15 protein-coding genes and 1 pseudogene are annotated in these 19,865 nt (G+C 64.1%); 7 read left to right on the plus strand and 9 right to left on the minus strand.

Going from position 1 to position 19,865, the window contains the following annotated elements:
• Positions 1-4: 4 nt before the first annotated feature.
• Both FJ950_RS02620 and FJ950_RS02625 read right to left on the minus strand, forming a co-directional pair.
• A complete protein-coding gene (locus tag FJ950_RS02620; RefSeq protein WP_140614893.1) occupies positions 5-715 on the minus strand; it encodes a sulfate transporter family protein in 711 nt (236 codons plus the stop codon).
• Between the two features lie 119 nt (positions 716-834).
• Positions 835-1,737, minus strand: coding sequence for an EamA family transporter (locus tag FJ950_RS02625; protein WP_140614894.1), 903 nt, complete (start codon positions 1,735-1,737; stop codon positions 835-837).
• Positions 1,738-1,936: 199 nt separating this feature from the next.
• On the opposite strand from FJ950_RS02625, the gene FJ950_RS02630 reads away from it, so the two are divergent.
• Both FJ950_RS02630 and FJ950_RS02635 read left to right on the plus strand, forming a co-directional pair.
• Positions 1,937-2,929, plus strand: a complete 993-nt coding sequence (locus FJ950_RS02630; protein ID WP_015314162.1) for an adenosine kinase — start codon at positions 1,937-1,939, stop codon at positions 2,927-2,929.
• A 270-nt stretch (positions 2,930-3,199) separates the two neighbouring features.
• A complete protein-coding gene (locus FJ950_RS02635) occupies positions 3,200-3,928 on the plus strand; it encodes an antitoxin Xre/MbcA/ParS toxin-binding domain-containing protein (RefSeq protein ID WP_140614895.1) in 729 nt (242 codons plus the stop codon).
• A 13-nt stretch (positions 3,929-3,941) separates the two neighbouring features.
• Here FJ950_RS02635 and FJ950_RS02640 read toward each other — a convergent pair.
• Positions 3,942-4,121: pseudogene (locus FJ950_RS02640) on the minus strand (arginase family protein); the annotation flags it as partial.
• A 41-nt stretch (positions 4,122-4,162) separates the two neighbouring features.
• Here FJ950_RS02640 and FJ950_RS02645 point away from each other — a divergent pair.
• Complete coding sequence (locus FJ950_RS02645) at positions 4,163-4,381, plus strand: hypothetical protein (RefSeq protein ID WP_181166267.1); 219 nt, start codon at positions 4,163-4,165, stop codon at positions 4,379-4,381.
• Positions 4,382-4,405: 24 nt separating this feature from the next.
• Here FJ950_RS02645 and FJ950_RS02650 read toward each other — a convergent pair whose 3' ends face one another.
• The 3 genes from FJ950_RS02650 to FJ950_RS29730 all read right to left on the minus strand — a co-directional run bounded on the left by FJ950_RS02650 (position 4,406) and on the right by FJ950_RS29730 (position 8,016).
• The gene (locus tag FJ950_RS02650; RefSeq protein ID WP_140614897.1) at positions 4,406-6,685 is read right to left on the minus strand and encodes an NADP-dependent malic enzyme; all 2,280 of its coding nucleotides are present in this window, start codon (positions 6,683-6,685) and stop codon (positions 4,406-4,408) included.
• A 132-nt stretch (positions 6,686-6,817) separates the two neighbouring features.
• Positions 6,818-7,603, minus strand: coding sequence for a glycosyltransferase (locus tag FJ950_RS02655; RefSeq protein WP_246681265.1), 786 nt, complete (start codon positions 7,601-7,603; stop codon positions 6,818-6,820).
• Between the two features lie 92 nt (positions 7,604-7,695).
• Positions 7,696-8,016 (minus strand): hypothetical protein, encoded by a 321-nt coding sequence (locus FJ950_RS29730; RefSeq protein WP_246681266.1) that lies wholly within the window; start codon positions 8,014-8,016, stop codon positions 7,696-7,698.
• A gap of 160 nt (positions 8,017-8,176) precedes the next feature.
• Between FJ950_RS29730 and mutS the strand changes: the two genes are divergently transcribed.
• On the plus strand, positions 8,177-10,909 hold the full coding sequence (gene mutS, locus FJ950_RS02660; protein WP_140614898.1) for a DNA mismatch repair protein MutS: 2,733 nt from the start codon (positions 8,177-8,179) through the stop codon (positions 10,907-10,909).
• Here mutS and FJ950_RS02665 read toward each other — a convergent pair whose 3' ends face one another.
• The 3 genes from FJ950_RS02665 to FJ950_RS02675 form a co-directional block, all read right to left on the minus strand.
• Positions 10,910-11,755 carry an aldo/keto reductase gene (locus FJ950_RS02665; RefSeq protein WP_140614899.1) on the minus strand — a complete coding sequence of 282 codons (846 nt, stop codon included), beginning with the start codon at positions 11,753-11,755 and terminating at the stop codon, positions 10,910-10,912.
• A 97-nt stretch (positions 11,756-11,852) separates the two neighbouring features.
• Complete coding sequence (locus tag FJ950_RS02670; protein WP_140614900.1) at positions 11,853-12,245, minus strand: DUF305 domain-containing protein; 393 nt, start codon at positions 12,243-12,245, stop codon at positions 11,853-11,855.
• A 43-nt stretch (positions 12,246-12,288) separates the two neighbouring features.
• Entirely contained in the window at positions 12,289-14,802 is a 2,514-nt protein-coding gene (locus tag FJ950_RS02675) for a heavy metal translocating P-type ATPase (protein ID WP_140614901.1), read from the minus strand.
• Positions 14,803-15,004: 202 nt separating this feature from the next.
• Here FJ950_RS02675 and FJ950_RS02680 point away from each other — a divergent pair, with 202 nt between their 5' ends.
• The 3 genes from FJ950_RS02680 to FJ950_RS02690 all read left to right on the plus strand — a co-directional run bounded on the left by FJ950_RS02680 (position 15,005) and on the right by FJ950_RS02690 (position 19,835).
• Positions 15,005-15,817 (plus strand): glycosyltransferase family 25 protein, encoded by an 813-nt coding sequence (locus tag FJ950_RS02680; RefSeq protein ID WP_015314170.1) that lies wholly within the window; start codon positions 15,005-15,007, stop codon positions 15,815-15,817.
• A gap of 323 nt (positions 15,818-16,140) precedes the next feature.
• Complete coding sequence (locus tag FJ950_RS02685) at positions 16,141-16,944, plus strand: glycosyltransferase family 25 protein (RefSeq protein WP_140614902.1); 804 nt, start codon at positions 16,141-16,143, stop codon at positions 16,942-16,944.
• A gap of 89 nt (positions 16,945-17,033) precedes the next feature.
• Positions 17,034-19,835: a [protein-PII] uridylyltransferase gene (locus tag FJ950_RS02690; protein WP_140614903.1), complete on the plus strand. Its 2,802-nt coding sequence runs from the start codon at positions 17,034-17,036 to the stop codon at positions 19,833-19,835.
• Positions 19,836-19,865 lie beyond the last annotated feature (30 nt).

Consider the following 19,865-nt stretch of genomic DNA (forward strand, 5'->3'; position numbering starts at 1 on the left):
AGATTTAGCGCCGCGACGCGCGTGCGACTTCCCGCGCCGAGATCGCCTTGTGCAGATGCACCATCATGGCGGCGGCGAAGAGCGGCGTCAGCAGGTTGAGCAGCGGCACGGCGAGGAAGGCCGCGACAACCAGCCCGGAGAGAAACACCGTACCGGCATACCGCCTGCGCAGGGCCCGGGCCTCTTCTTCCCCGCGAAAGCGCATGGCGGCGAATTCGAAGAATTCGCGTCCGAGCAAATAGCCGTTGACGATGAAGAAGGCGGCGATGTTGATGCCCGGCACCAGCAGGAGCATCAGCGCCACGACGTTGCCCAGGATGACGATGCCGAAGAATTTTATCGCCAGCACCAGCGAGCGCAATACCGGCATGGCGCGTCCGGCCGGGTCGCCGGGATAATCGGTGCGCTCGACCACTTCGGCCACATCGTCGAGGAACAGGCCGGCGATCACCGCCGTGACCGGTGCGATCAGAAGCGCCATGCCGAACGCCAGCGCGATGGCCGCGACGATGCCGCCCAACCAGCCGGCCCAGGACGGCATGCCGGGCAACAATGTTTGCAGCCACGGCAGGGCAAGCCATTCGACAAGGCTGGTCAAGCCGAACCACAGGGCGACCAACGCCAGCAGGGTCAGGCCGAGCGTCTTGATGAACACGGCGCGAAACGGAGGCGAGAGCAGCTCAAGGGCCGCGGTGCGGGCAGCGTCGAAAATCACCGTGCTTCACCCCCAGGTCAGCGGACACAGCCACAAGGCAGGACGCCTCCGAGATAGGCGGGCGGCCCGCGAGCACAAGCGCGGGCCGTTGCTTGCCTTCGTATGTTCCCCAGATCTGCCTATCGGGCTAAGCCCGGCTTACGAACCGGTATGGTCATGGCCGCCACGCCGGCGACGACAAACCCCATGCCGAGCCAGGCCGTGGGCCCCAGGCTTTCGCCGAGGAAGACGGCGCCGATGCCGACGCCGATCGGCACCCGCAGATAGGCCTGAGACGTGGTGCCGACCGAACCCAGCGTGTGGATCAGGCGGAAATAGATGACGAAAGCCAGTGCCGTCGAAAACACGGACAGGCCGAGCAGGGCAAGGATGGAAGCCGTCGAAGGCGCCAGCGTCCATGGCTGGTCGACCGCCAGGCTGAGCGGTCCCAGCATGACAGCGCCGCACAGCATCGAACCGGCGGCGGGAAGCATCGGATCGAGGCCCTTGAAGCCTCGGCCGAAAATGGCGGCGCCCGCATAGCACACGGTTGCCGCGACGATGGCGATCTGTGCCCAGAGCTGGTGGCCGATGCCGCCAAGCGCCTGCGTGCCGACGATGAGGCAGATGCCGGCGATGCCGGCGCCAACGCCGACCAGCTTGCGCACGGTCACCGGCTCATGACGGGTGATAAGCGCCGTCAGCAGGAAGGTGAAGATCGGCGAGGTGGCGTTGAGGATGGTAGCAAGGCCGGCGTCGACCGAACGCTCGGCCGCGGCGATCAGCGTGAACGGGACGACGCTGTTGAGGCAGGCCTGGAAGGCGAAGCGGCGCCAGCTTGCCGCATCGCCCGGCATGGCAAGCCCGCGCCAGCGGATAATGGCGAACAGGATGGCGCCGGCGATCAGGGTGCGGGCCGCGATGAAGGTGATGGGCGGGATGGTCTCTACGCCGATCTTGATGAAGGTATAGGAGGCTCCCCAAAGCACCGCCAGCACGCCGAGCAATGCCAGGTCGATGGTCGTGTTGCTTTTGGCAGGCATGGGCTCGCGCCTTCGGACCGTGATTGAACAGGCGCAGATGTAGGCGACATCGCGACGAGATGTTTCGGCCACGGTCGAATTGTCGTAGCGCCTGGCTGGCGCGGCAAGGACAGAAAATCGGTTGCCAGTTTTCAGGGTCATGCTGTAGACCCGCGCGGGCATGGCAAGAAGCCGGCCCGGGTTTTTGGCGGAGACATTGATGCCGGATTATGACGTGCTTTGCATCGGCAATGCGATTGTCGACATCATCGCCCAGTGCGAGGAAGAATTCCTCGAGACCAACGGCATCATCAAGGGCGCGATGAATCTCATCGACACGCAGCGCGCCGAATTGCTCTACAGCCGCATGGGCCCGGCTATCGAGGCCTCCGGCGGCAGCGCCGGCAACACGGCGGCCGGTGTTGCCTCGTTTGGCGGACGCGCCGCCTTCTTCGGCAAGGTCTCCAGCGATGCGCTGGGCGAAATCTACGCGCACGACATCCACGCGCAGGGTGTCGCCTTCGACACCAAGCCGCTCCAGGGCGAGCCGCCGACGGCGCGTTCGATGATCTTCGTCACGCCCGACGGCGAGCGCTCGATGAACACCTATCTCGGCGCCTGCGTCGAACTCGGCCCGGAAGATGTCGAAGCCGACAAGGCGTCCGGCGCCAAGGTAACCTATTTCGAGGGTTATCTGTGGGACCCGCCGCGCGCCAAGGAAGCGATCCGGCAGACGGCGAAACTGGCGCACGCTGCCGGTCGCGAAGTATCGATGACCTTGTCGGATTCGTTCTGCGTCGACCGTTACCGCGACGAGTTCCTAGACCTGATGCGTTCGGGCACGGTCGATATCGTTTTTGCCAACAGCCACGAGATCAAGTCGCTTTATCAGACGTCGTCGTTCGACGAAGCGCTGGCGCGGATCCGCAAGGATTGCAAGATCGCGGCGGTTACCCGCTCCGAAAAGGGCTCGGTTATCGTGCGTGGCGACGAGACCGTGGTCATCCAAGCGACAGCCATCAAGGAACTGGTCGACACGACGGGCGCCGGCGATCTCTACGCCGCCGGTTTCCTGCATGGCTACACACAGGGACGCGACCTCCAGACTTGCGGCGATCTTGGCTCACTGGCGGCCGGATTGGTGATCCAGCAGATCGGCCCTAGGCCAAGGCAGAACCTGCGCAAAGAGGCCGAGCAGGCGGGGTTGCTGTAACAACGCCTTTCTCTTCGCCCGCTGTTGGGGAAAGGGGGCAAGCCCGGACAGCTTCTCATCGTCGCGCAGTTGTCACATACCGCTCCTACACGCAAATGCGAGCGTGCCGTGACTGACATTTCGACATGCTAATCGGGGTGTGAAGCAATGCAGGACAGCAACCTGTCGGGTCGCTGCATCCGTTGCCGTCGCACTTTCCACTTTCCGCCGTAACCGTTCAACAACCGGCCGCGGCCAAGGAGGAGAGCGCGCGGCCCAGAAAACAGATGCATGACAAGATTTCAGACCAAGACGACATTTCAGACCAAGACAACCGGCATCACGCAGGACGATTTCGCCGACATGGTGGCGGAAAGGGTCGAGCGTGCGCTTGCCCATTATGACGAAGCCATCAACGGCCCCACAATGGTCTCGGTCGGCAAGATCGCCGGCTCGATAGCGTCCGCCGTCACCTTGCTGTCGCCCAAGCACCAGCGCGCCATCGACGCCATCCATGCCGACCTTCCGGGCCTGGCCCAGAAATTCGTGCGGGCGCTGGCGGCGGAAGCCGCACGCCGCGGCGAAGCCGGCGCCGCTGGCGCGGACAACCTGTCCTCGGCCCTTTTGGCCGACGCCGAAACCCCGCTCCCGCTCCCCCAGTCCGACGACCTCGAATCGATGCTGATCGAGGACTGGGCCGGCCGCGTCGCCGGCTCGACCTATCTGGAAGAGAACCTGCGCATCGCCCGCTCCACCCTGCACCGCTGGCAAAGGCGCGGCGACGTCATCGCTCTGCGCAAGGGTGGCCGCAAGCACGTCTTCCCGCTGGCGCAGTTCGTCGATGGCAGGCCGGTCGCGGGCATAAGCGACGTGCTGGAGCTGATCGGCAATCCGAGACTCGCATGGCTGTGGCTGACCCGTCCAGCGGCACAGCTCGACGGCCGCATTCCGATCGACCTGCTGCGGCAGGACCAGCCGGAGGAAGTCGTGGAGGCGGCGCGGGCGTTCGCGCCGGGGTGAAGTCGGCGCGCTGTCAGCCCTTTCGTTCCGCGAGCAGGCCGAGATAGTGCTGCAGCACCGCCGCCCCGGCAAGCGACGTGACATCGGCGTGGTCATAGGCGGGCGCCACCTCCACAACGTCGGCGCCGACAATGAGTGCCCGTGCCGGGAGATAGGCCGGGTCGAGGCAATCGATGTCGAAGGTCAGACGCGAGCCCGATCTTCCACGACCCGGCGCTTGCCGTCCGTGAGGCCGTGAATGGCGGCGGCGTGGCGCTGGCCGACAACATCATGGTCGAGGACCTGCTGGCCAGCGGCCAGCTGGTCGCGCCCTTCACGATCCGCCACGCAATTCCACAGAGCTACTGCCTGTGGCAGAAGCCGGGCAACCGCATTTCAATCAGCGTCAGGCTGTTCCGGGATTGGCTGCTGTCGGAGATCGCCAGCCACAAGCAGGTGATGCGGCTGGCGTGAGGCGTCCAACACGGGGGAAGCCCCTCAAGCCCCCGCCGTATAGGCGGCGATCGCCGCCATGTTGACGATATCGCTGTCCTTGGCATTCAGCGACACGATCTGCACCGGCTTGTTCAGGCCGACCAGCAGCGGGCCGATGACGGTCGAGCCGCCCAGTTCCTGCAGCATTTTGGTCGAGATGGAGGCCGAGTGGAAAGCCGGCATGATCAGGACGTTGGCCGGACCGGTCAGCCTTATGAACGGGTATTGCGCCATGGCGCGGGCGTTGAGTGCGACGTCGGCGGCCATTTCGCCATCGTATTCGAAATCGACGCGGCGCTTGTCGAGGATGCGCACGGCTTCCTGGACGCGCTCGGAACGTTCGCCCTGTGGATGGCCGAAAGTGGAATAGGCAAGCATGGCGAGCCTTGGCTCGTAGCCCATGCGGCGCGCGAAGCCCGCCGCTTCCTCGGCGATGTCGGCGATCTGCTCGGCGTTGGGCATGTCGTGCACGGCGGTGTCGGCGACGAGCACCGTCTTGCCGCGCGCGAGCACGATCGAGACGCCGATGACGCGGTGACCGGGCTTGGCGTCGATGACGCGCCTGATGTCGTCGAGCGCGGTCGAATAGTTGCGGGTCACGCCGGTGACGATGCCGTCGGCGTCGCCCAGCGCCACCATGCAGGCGGCGAAATGGTTGCGGTCGTTGTTGATCAGCCGCTGGCAGTCGCGGAACAGGAAGCCTTTGCGCTGCATGCGCTCGTAGAGATAGTCGGTGTAGATCGAATTGCGGCGCGACAGGCGCGCATTGATGATCTCGATGCCTTGCTTGTTCAGGTCGATGCCAGCGTGCCTGGCGTTCTCCTTGATGACGTCGTCGCGACCGAGCAGGATGGCGGTGCCGAGCCGCTGGTTCACGTAGGAGACGGCGGCGCGCATCACCTGCTCCTCCTCGCCCTCGGCGAAGACTATGCGCTTGGGCTGGCGGCGCACGCGGTCGTAGATGCGCTGCAGGGTCGAGGCGATCGGGTCGCGGCGCGCGGAAAGCTCCTGCGCGTAACGGTCGAGATCGAGGATCGGCTTGCGGGCGACGCCCGAGTCCATTGCCGCCTTGGCCACGGCGATCGGGATGGCCGAGATCAGGCGCGGGTCGAACGGTACCGGAATGATGTAGTTGGGGCCGAATTTCGGCCGGTTGCCCTGATAGGCCGCGGCGACGTCGTCGGGCACGTCCTGGCGCGCCAGTTCGGCCAGCGCGCGGGCGGCGGCGATCTTCATGTCGTCATTGATGGTGGTGGCCCTGACATCCAGCGCACCGCGGAAGATGTAGGGAAAGCCGAGCACGTTGTTGACCTGGTTGGCGTAATCCGACCGCCCGGTGGCCATGATGGCGTCGGTGCGGATCTCGGCAACTTCCTCCGGGGTGATCTCGGGATCGGGGTTGGCCATGGCGAAGATGATCGGGTTCTTGGCCATTGACTGCACCATGGCGGTGGTCAGCGCCCCCTTGGCCGAAAGCCCGAGGAAGACGTCGGCGCCGTCCAGCGCTTCGGCCAGGGAACGCGCCTCCGTCTTGACCGCATGCGCCGATTTCCACTGGTTCATGCCCTCGGTGCGGCCCTGGAAGACAACCCCCTTTGTGTCGCACAGGATAATGTTTTCGGGCGAAAAACCCATCGCCTTCATCAGCTCGATACAGGCGATGCCGGCCGCGCCCGCACCGTTGCAGACCAGCTTCGTGGTCTTCATGTCGCGGCCGGTTATTTCCAGCGCGTTGATCAGGCCGGCGGCCGAGATGATGGCGGTGCCATGCTGGTCGTCATGGAAGACCGGAATGTCCATCAGTTCGCGCAGGCGCTGCTCGATGATGAAGCACTCCGGCGCCTTGATGTCCTCCAGGTTGATGCCGCCGAAGGAAGGACCGAGGAAGCGCACGCAGTTGATGAACTCGTCGGCATCCTCGGTGTCGACCTCGAGGTCGATGGAATCGACATCGGCGAAGCGCTTGAACAGCACCGCCTTGCCTTCCATCACCGGCTTGGAGGCCAGCGCGCCGAGATTGCCGAGGCCAAGAATGGCGGTGCCGTTTGAGATGACGGCGACCATGTTGCCGCGCGTCGTGTAGTCGAAGGCTTTGGATGGATCCTCGGCGATGGCGCGCACGGGCACTGCCACGCCTGGCGAATAGGCGAGGCTGAGATCGCGCTGCGTCGTCATCGGCTTGGTGGCGACGATCTCCAGCTTGCCGGGCCGGCCCATGGCGTGGAATTCGAGCGCTTCCTGCGCGCTGACGGACGGACCGTTGTTCTCGGTTTTCCTGGCCATGATGCTTTTGATTTCCTCGCCGATGAAGCACCTCCTTGAAACGGGTGCCTGTGTGCTTGCGAATTAAGACCACGGGCCGCCGCGTGTAAACCACGAAGCTGGGCAAAGCTGCTTCAAAGCGGACACGGCCGGTCAGAAGCCGTTTGGCCGCCTCCCCAATGCCGTTATTTCATTCGCGTGCCGGCGCACCGCCGCCCAGCGCCGCAGCAGCCCAATTTCGGGAAACGGCCATTGCGACAGCGGCGGTTGGCTGCTTCCCATCCTCTTCAACAGGTCGGACAGGAACACTGTGAGTTCCTGCCGTTGAGCCCGCACCTTGGCCAGCGTGCGGTTGCGAATCTCATCGCGGGGAATGGCGCGGTCGCGCAACGTCTCAACCGCGCGCCGGATCGCCGCCGGATCGGGCTCGGCGATGATGCAATAGTCCGGATCGAAAAAGACGTCCCGGCCGCCAAGGCTGGGCGTGCTCACCACCGGCAACCCGGCCATCAGATATTCCATGCTGGAGCGCATCGCTCCTTCCGCCGCCGACAGACAGAGACCAACCGCGGCCTGGTTGTAGATGCGGTTGATCTCCTGCGGCGGCAGCCAGCCAGTCAGGCCATTGACGATCGGGTTGGCGATATGATGCAGCAGCGATTGCGCCTGCAAGCGCCGGATGAAGGCACGGTTGCCGACCCGCGGCAGCTCGCCGATCGAAAAGGTGATGTGGGCGAGCCTTTCGATATCGAAGGCGAGGTGGTGGCGCTTGGTGTGCGAGATGCGAGCATTATAGACCGCATCGAACTCGATGGGGACATCCGGCAAGGGCCGAAAGGTGTCCTCGCTGACCATCAGATTGTGGTTGGAGAAGATCGCGGTTCCTCCGACAGTGGTGACCAGGCGGCGTTCTTCCTCGGTGTTGCAGAGAAAAATCAACTCATGAGCTGGAAACCGCTCGCGGTGCCAGGCGAGGTCCCTCGCGAGCTTTGGGATGAGACGCGGCCGCTCGAGTGTCCAGTTAGGCATCATCAGAAAGGCGGCGCGACGCGAAGCGAAGCGAAGCGCCGGGCGATCGCCACGATCGAGCTGAGCGGCCGTGCCCCGCCGATCGGCGTGTAGATCACCAGCGGATCATGACTGAGGACATGGACAGCTACCCGGATGCTTCCGTCGAGACCGGAGAAAGGGCCGGTAGTCGGAAGGATGAAAGGAAGCCGATTGGCCGCCAGCTGCTTCAGATTGCCTACACTTTGGCCGGCCTGGCGAGCAGCATTGAGCCAGAAGCGTTCGAGCGCCGAGTCGATAGGTCCCACCATCTCCTCGAACGTTTCGTGCCCGTCTTTGTCCATGACGCCCCCGCCATTATTGCCCAAGATGACAGATATTCGCGATCGCCGCGTCGGGCAATGCAGCTGAACAGCCGTTCCATGAAAATGGCTCGCGGTCTTCCCCTGCTTTTCGATGGTCCGGCATTAAACCCCGCAATCACATCTGCTAGCGTGCCGCGCCATGAACATGCACAGCCCGAACGAGCCCGACGCCGCCCCCGAGGCGATGACGCCGCCGCAGCCCGGCGTTGCCGCCGTCACACCGATGATGGAGCAGTTCATCGAGATCAAGGCGGCTAACCCGGATTCGTTGCTGTTCTACCGCATGGGCGATTTCTACGAGCTGTTCTTCGACGATGCCGAGAAGGCGAGCCGGGCGCTGGGCATCGTGCTCACCAAACGCGGCAAGCATCAGGGCCACGACATTCCAATGTGCGGCGTGCCGGTGCATGCGGCCGACGACTATTTGCAGAAGCTGATCGGCCAGGGCTTCCGCGTTGCCGTCTGCGAGCAGATCGAGGATCCGGCCGAGGCCAAGAAGCGCGGCTCCAAATCGGTCGTGCGCCGCGACGTGGTGCGGCTGGTGACGCCGGGAACCATCACCGAGGACAAACTGCTGGCGCCGTCGGAATCGAGTTATCTGATGGCGTTGGGTCGGGTGAAGGGCGGCAGCGAGCACAGCTTTGCAATTGCCTGGATCGACATCTCGACTGGTGCTTTCCGCGTCGCCGAGACCACCGCCGACCGGCTGCTGGCCGACATCTTCCGTGTCGATCCGCGCGAACTCATCGTCGCCGAGCCGGTGTTCCATGATCCCGACCTGAAGCCGGTGTTCGACGTGCTCGGCCGTGTCGCCAGCCCACAGCCGCCGAGCCTGTTCGATTCGGCCTCGGCCACGGGGCGGATCGCGCGTTTCTTCGAGGTGGCGGCACCGGACAGTTTCGGCACGTTTTCGCGCGCCGAATTGTCGGCGATCTCAGGCGCCATCGCCTATGTCGAGAGAACGCAAAAGGCCGAGCGGCCGCCGCTGTCGCGGCCCGAGCGCGAGGAGCAGGGCTCGACCCTGTTCATCGATCCGGCGACGCGCGGCAATCTCGAACTGCTGCGTACGCTGTCCGGCAGCCGCGAGGGTTCGCTGTTCAAGGCAATCGACCGCACGGTGACCGGTGGCGGCGCGAGGTTGCTCGCCGACCGGCTGATGGCGCCGCTGACCGACCCGGCGGCCATCGGCGCGCGGCTGGACTCCGTCTCGTTCTTCCGCTCCGAGGTCAGGCTTTGCCAGGCGGTGCGGATGAGCCTGAAGAGCGTCGCCGACATGCCTCGCGCCCTGTCCAGGCTGGCGCTCAACCGGGGCGGGCCACGCGATCTCGGCGCGCTCCGCGCTGGTTTCGAGGCGGCCGGTGCCATCGCCGAAACCTTTGCCGCGATCGCCCTGCCCCAGGAGTTGGCCGGCGCGATGGCCGCGATCAAGGCGCTGCCCAAGGCGCTTGCCCAGCATCTCACCCAGGCGCTCGGCGAGGAACTGCCGCTGCTCAAACGCGACGGCGGCTTCGTTCGCGGCGGCTACCACCCGGACCTCGACGAGATGCGGGCGTTGCGCGACGAGTCGCGAAAAGTGATTGCCGGACTGGAGCGCTCGCTGATCGAGGAAACCGGCATCCGCTCCCTGAAGATCCGGCACAACAATGTGCTGGGTTACTACATCGAGGTGACGGCCAATCATCACGCCGTCATGACTGGCAGCGATGGCGCCAAGGCGCGCTTTATTCACCGCCAGACCATGGCCAACGCCATGCGTTTCACCACGACCGAACTCGCCGAACTCGAGACCAAGATCGCCAATGCCGCCGACCGGGCACTGAGCATCGAACTGGCCGCCTTCGATGCGCTGACGGCGGAGGCGGTCGGCGCGGCCGAGGCGATCCGCGCCGGCGCCGACGCGCTCGCCGTGCTCGACGTGTCGGCAGCGCTTGCGCTTCTGTCGGAAAGCGAGGCCTGGTGCCGGCCGGTGGTGGATTCCAGCCTCGCCTTCGAGATTTCAGGCGGGCGGCATCCGGTGGTCGAACAGGCGCTGCGCCGTTCGGGCGAAGGCCCATTCGTCGCCAACGATTGCGACCTCTCGCCGGAGGGCAATGCCAAGAACGGCGCGATCTGGCTGCTGACCGGCCCCAACATGGGTGGCAAATCGACGTTCCTGCGGCAGAACGCGCTGATCGCCATCCTGGCCCAGACCGGCTCCTTCGTGCCGGCGACATCGGCCCATATCGGCGTCGTCGACCGGCTGTTCTCACGCGTCGGCGCCTCGGACGACCTGGCGCGCGGCCGCTCGACCTTCATGGTCGAGATGGTGGAGACGGCGGCGATCCTCAACCAGGCCGGCGAACGGGCGCTGGTGATCCTCGACGAGATCGGCCGCGGCACCGCCACCTTCGACGGGCTGTCGATTGCCTGGGCGGCGGTGGAGTATCTGCACGAGAAGAACCGCTGCCGGGCGATCTTCGCCACCCACTTCCACGAAATGACGTCGCTCGCCGGCAAGCTGGCGCGGCTTTCCAACGTCACCATGCGGGTCAAGGAGTGGGAAGGCGACGTCGTTTTCCTGCACGAGGTCGGCAAGGGTGCCGCCGACCGCTCCTACGGCGTCCAGGTAGCCCGCCTTGCGGGCCTGCCGGAAGCGGTGGTCGACCGCGCCAAGGCGGTGCTGCACCAATTGGAGCAAAGCGAGGTCTCCGGCAAGACCAACCGGCTGGTCGATGACCTGCCGCTGTTTTCGGTGGCGATGAAGCGGGAAGCGCCAAAGCTGGTGAAGAGCGACGCTGTGGGCGCGGCACTCGGTGAGATCAATCCCGACGAGATGACCCCCAAGGAAGCGCTGGAGGCGCTTTACCGGCTGAAGGGGCTGGCGGAGAAATAGTCAGATCATTTCCAGTCCGCGCTTGCGCGTCGGTGGGGGGAATGCACGGTCGAGATCGGCGAGGTCATCGGCCGTAAGCTTTATGTCCAGCGCGGCAAAATTCTGGCGGACGTGCTCCTGGCTGCTGGCCTTGGGAATGGCGATAACGCCGTCCTGATGCATCACCCAGGCCAAGGCGATTTGCGCAGGGGTCGCATTGTGACGGGCGGCGATGGCGTCAAGCCTGCTGTTGCGCGCCAAAGCACCCTGCTCCACCGGCGAATAGGCCATCAGCGGAATGCCGCGCTGGCGGCTCCATGGTGCAAGGTCGAATTCGGGGCCGCGCCGGATCAGATTGTAGAGCACCTGATTGGTCTGGACATTGCCGCCCGAGCGCAAACCGGTGAGCTCTTCCATTTCATCGGTATCGAAATTGCTGACGCCCCAGTGGCGGATCTTGCCGGCCTTCTTCAACGCCTCGAAGGCCTCGACCGTCTCGCCCAAAGGCACGCTGCCCGGCCAGTGCAGGAGATAGAGATCGATGCGGTCGGTGCGCAGCCGCTTCAGGCTTTTCTCGCAAGCCGCCGGCACGCCGGTGCGCGAAGCATTGGACGGCAGCACCTTGGAGACGAGAAAGAGTTCTTCGCGCCGGCCGGCGATGGCTTCGGCCACCACCTCCTCGGCGCCGCCGCTGGCATACATTTCGGCGGTGTCGATCAGCGTCATGCCGAGGTCCAGCCCAAGCTTCAAGGCATTGACCTCCCCGGCTCGACGGCGGGCATCCTCGCCCATTTTCCAGGTGCCCTGTCCCAGCACCTGGACGGCTTCGCCCGAAGGCAGCTTGGTGGTTCTTGTCGTCGTGGGCATGGGGGCTCCTGGGTAAGCGATCGAGGCGCATGGCATCACAAGCATACGGAGAAATCCAGGATGGAGCTCGGGTTCTCCGGTCGCCGCCGTTGATGCCTTACTTCACCGGATGGGCGGCGAGCCAGTCCTGCATCTGCTTGATTTCGGCTTCCTGCGCGGCGATGACGTTTTCGGCGAGTTTGCGGATTTCCGGATCCTTGCCGTTGGCCAGTTCGACCTTGGCCATGTCGATCGCCCCCTGATGATGCGGGATCATGCCGCGGACGAAATCGACATCGGCGTTGCCGGTATATTGGGAGGCCATCATGTCGGTATGCATCTTGTCCATCGCCGCCTTGTAGCCCGCCGTGGAAGGGCTTTCCGCCCCCATGGCCATGGCACCCATGTCGTGCTTCATCTCCTCGCTCTGCGCCGGCACGCTTTCGAGGAAAACGGCAAGCAGCATTCCGGCGGCCATCAGCAGCAGCACGAGTTTTTTAGCCAAGGTCATTCATGGTCTCCTGTCGGTTGGGTTTCGTATCTGGGGGTTAATCTCAGAGTTTCAACGTTCTCAGGCGCAATGCGTTTGCGATCACGGAAACCGAGGACAGGCTCATCGCCGCCGCCGCCAGCATCGGCGACAGAAGCGTGCCGGTGAGCGGATAAAGCACGCCGGCCGCGACCGGCACGCCAAGCACATTGTAAAGGAAGGCGAAGAACAGGTTCTGCCGGATGTTGCCGATGGTCGCCTGGGCCAGCGTTCGGGCGCGGACGATGCCGTTGAGGTCGCCCTTGACCAAGGTGATGCCGGCGCTTTCGACCGCGACATCGGCGCCCGTTCCCATGGCGATGCCGACATCGGCGGCGGCAAGCGCGGGCGCATCGTTGACGCCGTCGCCGGCCATGGCGACGGCGGCCCCCTTGCCGCGCAGTTCCTCGACCAGCGCTGCCTTCTGTTCCGGCAACAGACCTGCCCGAACCTCGTCTATGCCGAGATGTCCAGCGATCGCCCTGGCCGTGCGCTCATTGTCGCCGGTCGCCATGATGATCCGCAGCCCGCTGCCATGCAGTGCCTTGATCGCCTCGGCCGTGGTCGCCTTGACCGGATCGGCGACGGCGACGATGCCGGCCAGCTTGCCGTCGACAGCGACGAACATCACCGTCTTGCCATCGCCCTGCAAGGCTTCCACGCTGGCCAGGACCCCGGAAACGTCGATGGCGAGATCGGCCATCATCGCGGCATTGCCGAGCGCGACCTTCTTGTCCGACACCGTGCCGGAAACGCCTTTGCCGGTAACCGCCTCGAAGCTGCCGGCCTCGGCGATCTTCACGCCGCGCTGGCCGGCTCCGTCGACGATGGCCTCGGCCAGCGGATGCTCCGACCCTTTTTCCAGGGTCGCGGCGCATCTCAGCAATTCGTCCTCGGAAAAGCCGCTGGCAGCAACGACATCGGTCAATTTCGGCCGGCCCTCGGTCAGCGTGCCGGTCTTGTCGACGATCAGCGTGTCGACGGAGGCGAAGCGCTCGAGCGCGGCGGCTTCCTTGATCAGCACACCGGCATGCGCGCCGCGCCCGGTGGCGGTCATGATGGACATCGGTGTGGCGAGACCCAGCGCACAGGGACAGGCGATGATCAGCACCGAAACCGCCGAGACGATGGCGAAGATCAGGCTGGGCTCGGGGCCGAAGATCGCCCAGGCGACGAATGCGGCGATCGCGACCAGGACGACGGTCGGGACAAAGTAGAAGGAAACGCGGTCGGCCAGGCCTTGGATCGGGGCGCGCGAGCGCTGTGCCTTGGCGACGAGTTCGACGATGCGCGACAGCGTCGTCTCGGCGCCGATCCGTTCGGCGCGCATGATCAGCGAGCCGTTCTTATTGAGCGTGCCGCCGGTCAAGGCGTTGCCTTCGGCCTTCTCGACCGGCAAGGGCTCGCCCGTGATCATCGATTCGTCGATGGAGGAGCGGCCTTCGAGCACCGTGCCGTCGACCGGGACGGCATCGCCGGGACGGATGCGCAGGCGATCGCCGGTCTTGACCTCGTCCAGCCCGACATCGATCTCGGCGCCGTCCTCGGCGACCCGCCGCGCGGTCTTCGGCGCGAGGTCGAGCAAAGCTCGGATCGCCGATCCGGTCTTCTCGCGGGCGCGCAGTTCCAGCACCTGGCCGAGGAAGACCAGCGCGACGATGACGGCGGCCGCCTCGAAATAGACCGGCACCGCACCGCCATGGCCGCGAAACTGATGCGGAAAGATGTCCGGGAAGAGCGTGGCCACGACGCTGTAGAGATAGGCGGCGCCGACACCCAGCGAAATCAGCGTCCACATGTTGGGGCTGCGGTTGAGCATCGAGTCCCAGCCGCGATGGAAAAACGGGAAAGCGGCCCACAGCACCACCGGGCTCGCCAGCACCAGTTCGATCCAGACCTTCGCGCGATCCTCGACCAGGCCCTCAAGCGGCAGGCCTACCATCGGCGCCATGGCGACGATCAGCAGCGGGACCGACAGCACCGCGCTCACCCAGAGGCGTCTGGTGAAGTCGACCAGTTCGGGATTCGGCCCTTCATCGCCCGTCGGCACGCCCATGGGCTCGAGCGCCATGCCGCAGATCGGGCAGGAGCCGGGCTTGTCGCGGATGATCTGCGGATGCATGGGGCAAGTGTATTGCGTGCCCTTGGGCATCGGCGCCGGCGCCGGCCTGTCGCCGAGATAAGTTTGCGGCGCCGCCTCGAACTTCGCCTTGCAGCCGGCCGAACAGAAATAGAAGCCCTGGCCTTCATGGCGGGCGAAATACCTGGCGTCGGCGCGGTCGACGATCATGCCGCAGACAGGGTCAACGGCGGTCAGGTAGCTTTCCGGCTCGGCCTGGAACCTCGAACGGCATCGCTCGCTGCAGAAATGATAGAGGCGGCCGCCATGCTCGGATGTCGGCTTGCCGGCGGCCGGCTCCACCGTCATGCCGCAGACCGGATCGCGCAGAACCGCATCCGAATCTCCGCCCGTGCCCTTTGCCGCGCAGCAGCCGCCATGAGCGCCATGCGTGTGATGATCGTGATCTGAATGCGTCATCTCTAATGCCTCGATGCACCTGCTTCGAGGCAGAGGTAGTGCTTCCAGTAACTGGAAGGTCAAGGGCTGTTTTGAATTCGGTTCTCCGAACCCAGCGGATTGACCAAATGGCGAAAACTGTACACAACCGCGCGCCCACACTAAAAAGCGCGCCGCTTCTAATATATCGTTCGCCGCCCATCCCGCTGGACCTTTGTCGACAATGAAGTGCCTGGTCATAAACCTAGATCGGTCCCCGGACCGACTTGCACACATAAGTGCAGAGTTCGCCCGGATCGGCGTCGCGTTCCAACGCGTTGCGGCGGTCGATGCACGTAGCCACCCTGAACTCGGGCAGCAACCGCAACATCCGATTTATGCGTCCCGGCGTTTGTTGGCCAGCGAGGTCGCCTGCCTGCACAGCCACCGCGTCTGCTGGACGATGCTGGCGCAGGACGAGGCTCGCTACGGCGCCGTTTTCGAGGATGACGTGGTTTTTTCAGCAAAGGCCAGTCCGTTGCTTGCTGACGACGGATGGATTCCGCCCGATGCCGACATTGTCAAATTGGAAACGTACTTCAAGAAGACCCTCATCCACCGGCGAAGGATCGCCGCCGGTCATGGTTTTTCCGCGTTCAGGCTTTACAAGAACCATCCGGGGACCGGGGGTTACATCATCTCCAGACAGGCCGCGCGCGATCTCCTCGAAGCGACTGAAACGATCAATATCACCGCCGACGATCTACTTTTCACCCCGGCGTTCGGGGTCTCATCCAGCAAGACGATCTACCAGCTCGTCCCTGCGCTGTGTGTGCAGGACCAGTTCGTCAGCGACCGACTGCCAAGCCTGCTTGGCCAAGAGCGGGATGCCGCAAGAACCGGTAATGAGCTTGCCGCGAAACGCAGAAGCCCGACGGCTGAAAGAATAATGAGGGAAGGCGGACGGACAGCGCGGTGGGTTCTCGGCTTCTGCAGAGGTCGGCGACACATCGTTGTCCCCTTCGAGACGACTGGGAAGCCGACTAATCTTGCCTGACGGCCGGCAAGTCCATACCCGGCGCCGCAGGAATGCGCTTGAGCTCCGCCGGAAGGCAAGCCCGACCGACATCTATGGCAGGAAGCTCCAAAGCCTGCCAAGATAAATATAGAGCTCCGCGTTGCTTCCACCTTGCCGTGTGGCGAGCGGACACAGAAATTGAATCCTGCTCTATCCAAATTATCGATAGTGATTCCAGCCATGAGATGGTAAACATCCGTGTTTCCCTGTTTATTTACAAAAAACCAAGTCCTTCTCATAAATAAAAACTCTGGTTCCGCATGTGCTATAGAGCGCCATAGGAAAAAAGTTTTGTTAAAGAAATGAAGTGTCTGGTCATCAACCTCGACAGATCCCCCGACCGGCTTGCCCATATGACGGCGGAGTTTGCGCGCATCGGCCTCGGATTCGAGCGGGTTGCCGCAATCGATGCAAGGGACCGGCCAGACCTCGCGCTGCAGCGCCAGCATGCACGATATGCGGTGCGACGTCTGTCCGGCAGCAAGATCGCGTGCTTGCACAGCCATCGCGCCTGCTGGGCCATCATCGCGCAAGATGAAGCGCCCTACGGCGCCGTCTTCGAGGACGACATGGTGTTTTCCGCGAAAGCCGGTACGTTGCTTGCCGATACGAGCTGGATTCCCGCCGACGCAGATGTCGTCAAGCTCGAGACATTCTTCCACACCACCGTGATCCAGCGGGAGAGGTTTCCCGTCGGCGGCGGGTTTTCCCTGTTCAAGCTCCGCAAGAACCATATAGGGACGGGCGGATACCTGCTCTCCCGGCAGATGGCACGCGCCCTTCTCGAGACAACCGCCGATGTCAATGTGGCGGTGGACAATCTCATCTTCGATCCCACATTCGCGATCTCGACCGGCAAGACGATCTACCAGCTTGTTCCGGCGCTCTGTGCGCAGGACCAGTTCGTGGGCAACAGGTTACCGAGCCTGCTCGAACAGGGTCGGGAGGCCGAGTGGGTCGCGAGCGGGCTCGCCAATGGACACAGGATACGGGCACTCGCGCGTATCCGCAGGGAGGCCAGCCGGGCAGCGCGGCAGATCACCGATCTCTGCAGGCTACGGCGGCAGATTGTCGTCCCGCTCGCTCCAGTCGAGGCAAACGACTAGAGCGTTTGCGGGATTGACAGCAGGCCCATACCCAGCGCCGCGAAAACACGCTATAGACGCCGCCCAAAAGGCAAGGCCGACCGGTATCTATGGCAAAAATCTCCCTGAAGCTCGATGAACTGATCGACGGCGAAGCCTTGCGCAGCGAGATGACCGCGCTGACCACGGCCAGCGCCGGCGACGGTTCCAGCAAGGCCATCCGCACGGCCGTCCTTCAGCTTCTCAAGGGGCGTCTGGCCGAGGGCCGCAAGACAGCCGAGGCCATGCTGAGGCAAGATGGCGGCGGCAATGCCTGCGCCGAACGGCTGTCGCACCTGATGGACGAGCTGATCCGCTCGCTCTACGATTTTGCCGCAACCCATGTCTACCGGGTGAAGAACCGATCCTCGGCCGAACGCATGGCGGTCGTTGCGGTCGGCGGCTATGGCCGCGGCACGCTGGCGCCGGGATCCGACATCGACCTTCTGTTCCTGCTGCCTTACAAGCAGACGCCGTGGGGCGAACAGACGGTCGAATATATGCTCTACATGCTGTGGGACATGGGGCTGAAGGTCGGCCATGCCACCCGCAACATCGATGAGTGCCTCAGGCTGTCGCGCACCGACATCACCATCCGCACCTCGATCCTGGAAGCCCGTTTCCTGTGGGGCGAACGCAAGCTCTATGACGAGTTGATGCTGCGCTTCGATCATGAGGTGGTACGCACGACCGGCCCGGAATATGTGCAGGCCAAGCTTGCCGAACGCGACGAGCGCCATGCCAAGGCCGGCGAAAGCCGCTATCTGGTCGAGCCCAACGTCAAGGACGGCAAGGGCGGCCTGCGCGACCTGCAGACGCTGTTCTGGATCGGCAAGTATTTTTACCGGGTGCGCACCGGCGAGGAACTGGTCGAAAAAGGCGTCTTCACCGAAGCCGAGTACCGCGAGTTCCAGAAGGCCGAGGATTTCCTGTGGGCGGTGCGCTGCCACATGCACTTCCTCACCGGCAAGGCCGAGGAGCGGCTGCATTTCGACATTCAGCGCGAGATCGCCGAACGGCTCGGCTATACGACCCATCCCGGCCTGTCGGCGGTCGAACGCTTCATGAAGCACTATTTCCTCGTCGCCAAGGATGTCGGCGACCTGACCCGCATCTTCTGCGCCGCGCTGGAGGAGGAGCAGGCCAAGCATGTTCCCGGCTTCAACCGCATCTTCCTCACCTTCCAGCGCCGCAAGCGCAAGCTTGCCGGCACGTCGGACTTCATCGTCGACAACCATCGCATCAACATCGCCGACGACGGCGTCTTCGAGCGCGACCCGGTCAATCTTCTCAGGCTGTTCTGGTTTGCAGACAAGCACGGGCTGGAATTCCATCCCGATGCACTGAAACTGCTCACCCGTTCGCTCGGCCTGGTCAACAAGTCGCTCAGGCGCGACGAGGAAGCCAACCGGCTGTTCCTCGACATATTGACCTCGGATCGCAACGCCGAGCTCAACCTGCGGCGGATGAACGAGGCGGGATTGCTGGGCCGGCTGATCCCCGATTTCGGCAAGATCGTCGCCATGATGCAGTTCTCGATGTACCACCACTACACGGTCGACGAGCACCTGATCCGCTGCATCGGCGTGCTGGCCGAGATCGAGCGCGGCGACGGCGAGAAGGTGCATCCGCTGTCGCATGCGCTGATGCCCGGGCTGAAGAAAAGCCGCGAGGCGCTCTATGTCGCCGTCCTGCTGCACGACATCGCCAAGGGCAGACCAGAGGACCATTCCGAGGCCGGCGCCAGGATCGCAAGGCGGATCTGCCCGCATATGGGGCTTTCGCCGGCCGATACGGAAACCGTCGCCTGGCTGGTCGAGAACCACCTCGTCATGTCGATGACGGCGCAGACCCGCGACCTCAACGATCGCAAGACGATCGAGGACTTCGCCTCGATCGTGCAATCGGTCGAGCGGCTGAAGATGCTGTTGATCCTCACCGTCTGCGACATCAGGGGCGTCGGACCGGGCGTGTGGAACGGCTGGAAGGGCCAGTTGCTGCGTACGCTCTACTACGAGACCGAACTGCTGCTGACCGGCGGCTTTTCGGAAGTCTCGCGCGCCCAACGCACGGCGGCGGCGCGCGAACGCCTGGCCGAGGCGCTCGCCGACTGGTCCGACAAGGCGCGCAAGCGCTATGTCGGGCTGCATTATGAAAACTACCTCCTGACCGTGGACCTGCCGGACCAGCTTCGCCACGCCGAGTTCATCCGTGAGGCGGACGCGGCGGGCAACAAGCTCGCCACCATGGTCAAGACCCACCAATTCGAGGCGGTGACCGAAATCACCGTGCTGGCGCAGGACCACCCCCGTCTTCTCTCGGTCATTGCCGGGGCATGCGCCGGCGCCGGCGGCAACATCGTCGACGCGCAGATCTTCACCACGTCGGACGGCCGCGCGCTGGACACGATCCTGATCTCGAGGGAATTCGACCGCGACGAGGACGAACGCCGGCGCGCCGAGCGTGTCGGCCGGCTGATCGAGGACGTGCTGTCGGGCAAGAGCTGGCTGCCGGAGATGATCGAGAAACGCACCAAGCCAAGGCGCGGATCCAAGGTTTTCAAGATCCCTCCACGCGCTGAAATCCGCAACGCGCTATCGAACCGGTTTTCGGTGATCGAGGTCGAGGGGCTCGACCGCCCCGGCCTGCTGTCGGAAATCACCGGAACACTGTCCGACCTGTCGCTCGACATCGCATCGGCGCATATCACCACCTTCGGCGAGAAGGTCATCGACACCTTCTATGTCACCGACCTGACCGGCCAGAAGATCGACAACCCGGCCCGCATCGCCACCATCCGCAACCGGCTGATGGCGACGCTCGAAGGTGTAGCGCTCGAACGCGGCGGCAAGGCCAAGGCAGCCGCCGAGTGACGGCCATCATCCCCTTCTTCCAATCCCACA

Origin of the sequence: Mesorhizobium sp. B2-3-14 (assembly GCF_006442175.1) — a bacterium.
Lineage (GTDB): Bacteria > Pseudomonadota > Alphaproteobacteria > Rhizobiales > Rhizobiaceae > Mesorhizobium > Mesorhizobium australicum.